The sequence below is a fragment of the Sphingobium xenophagum genome (genome assembly GCF_031457465.1).
GTDB lineage: Bacteria > Pseudomonadota > Alphaproteobacteria > Sphingomonadales > Sphingomonadaceae > Sphingobium > Sphingobium xenophagum_A.
In genome coordinates this window covers 1-1,705 of the sequence record NZ_JAVDWV010000048.1, presented here as the reverse complement: position 1 = coordinate 1,705, position 1,705 = coordinate 1, and the positions used below count along the sequence as shown (strand labels likewise).

Below are 1,705 nucleotides of genomic sequence, written 5' to 3'. Positions count from 1 at the left end.
GACCCAAGAAGACGCTCTACAATCGTTTCGTCCGCTGGTCCGGGCGCGGCATTTGGGAGGGCATCTTCAGCGCGCTGGCGGGAGCAGGAGATGCACTCGACAGGTTGTTCATCGATAGCAGTTGCATCAAGGTCCACCGCTGCGCGGGCGGCGGAAACGTATGGCTCGCCCCGTCGGCAAGCGGTTTGTGTCTGACGATCTGAGCAGTCTGCGAAAACGTATCCGGCCTTTCAGCATGTGCTGTTGGCCAAGATGGAGATCCGCGCGTTCTGGTCCTCATAAAGGGGCCGGCATCGAGTGCCATTTTACGCCGTAGGGTTCCAGGACACCGGTCGACTGTCAGGCCATCTGTCACTCACCTCCCGCAGACATCATCCGGCCGGTTCACGCCGCATCGGCCGATCTCGTTCACGCCGCTTGCGCGATTTGTTCGTAGGTGCGCTCGTGACGCAGCAACGCCCAGACGATGCGCGCCATCTTGGCCGCCAGCGCCACCACGACGGTGTTGGGGTGGGAGCGCGAGAGCAAGCCCCGCAGCCAAGCGCCAAGCCGCGTATCGCTCTTGCTCATCGTCGGCAGTGACGAACGGGCGCCCTGGATCAGGTTTTTGCGCAGATAGCGGCTCCCGCGCTTAGTGATGCCGAGCAGCCGCGGCTTGCCGCCAGTGGTCGCCTGCCGCGGTACCAGGCCCAGCCAGGCGGCAAGATCCCGACCACGGCCGAATGTTCGGGCATCTCCGACCGCTGCCACCAGCACGGTCGCGTTGAGTGCGCCGATGCCGGGGATGGTCAGCAGCCGCTGCATCCTCTCATCCGAGCGAGCAGCCTCGGTGAACTCGGCATCGAGATCTGCAATCCGCTCATCGAGGGCAATCCAGCGCAGACGCATATCGCTGACGAGCCGGTGAATGCGGGCCCCGAGCACTGGCTCATCGCCATCCAGCATCTCACCGAGGCGGGCGGCAAGCTTTGCGCGCCCTTGCGGAACGATATAGCCGCGTTCGAGGAGAAGACTTCTGATCTGGTTCATCAGCGAGGTACGGTCTCCGACGAGCTGATCACGAATGCGGTGCAACGTCTGCATATCGAGTTGCTCCTGGGTCTTCAGCTCCACAAACCGCATCGTCGGGCGAGTTGCCGCTTCCGCGATCGCCTCGGCATCGCGATCATCGTTCTTCTGCGCCTTGACGTAAGGACGGACATATTCCGGCGACATCAACCGCACCGCATGGCCTTGTCGTGCCAGCGCCCGGCCCATGTGATGAGCGCCGCAGCAAGCCTCCATCGCCACGACGCAAGCCGGCAGGCTCGCCGCATAGGTGATGACGGTCTCGCGCCGCATCCGTCGTCGCACAACGACCTTACCCGTGGCATCCAGCCCGACCACGCTGCAGCTGTTCTTGCCCAGATCAATCCCGAGAACCGATATGTCCATGACCTTCTCCTTCCTCAAACGAACCGATGTCACAGGATAACAACGGTTCGGATAAGGGGCGAGCCATCCATAAAGGGGGGCCTTGGCTCATGGTATCGGCCGCACGAAAGGCGGGCGAAACACCAAACTCCACGCCGTCTGCGACGAGAAGGGCCGCCCCTGCGTCCTGCTCCTGACGCCCGGAAACGTGCACGATTGCAAGGTCGCCAAGCTCTGTATCGAGGCAATGCCGCCGTCTGCCGAACTGGTCGCCGACAAAGGCTACGACAGC

At 62.9% G+C, this 1,705-nt stretch carries 2 protein-coding genes and 1 pseudogene; 2 read left to right on the top strand and 1 reads right to left on the bottom strand.

Annotated elements, in window-relative coordinates; genetic code table 11:
* A pseudogene (locus J2W40_RS20495) lies at positions 1–155 on the top strand (IS5/IS1182 family transposase); the annotation flags it as partial.
* 253 nt (positions 156–408) lie between these two features.
* On the opposite strand, the gene J2W40_RS20490 reads toward J2W40_RS20495, so the two are convergent.
* Entirely contained in the window at positions 409–1,434 is a 1,026-nt protein-coding gene (locus J2W40_RS20490; RefSeq protein ID WP_310227798.1) for an IS110 family RNA-guided transposase, read from the bottom strand.
* 82 nt (positions 1,435–1,516) lie between these two features.
* Between J2W40_RS20490 and J2W40_RS20485 the strand changes: the two genes are divergently transcribed.
* Positions 1,517–1,705: transposase (locus tag J2W40_RS20485; protein ID WP_310227797.1), on the top strand; the 189-nt coding region annotated here is incomplete at its 3' end.

What these genes read in the sequence shown, in the direction of transcription:
- J2W40_RS20490 (WP_310227798.1), bottom strand. Translation starts at nt 1,434, where the DNA reads ATGGACATATCGGTTCTCGGGATTGATCTGGGCAAGAACAGCTGCAGC.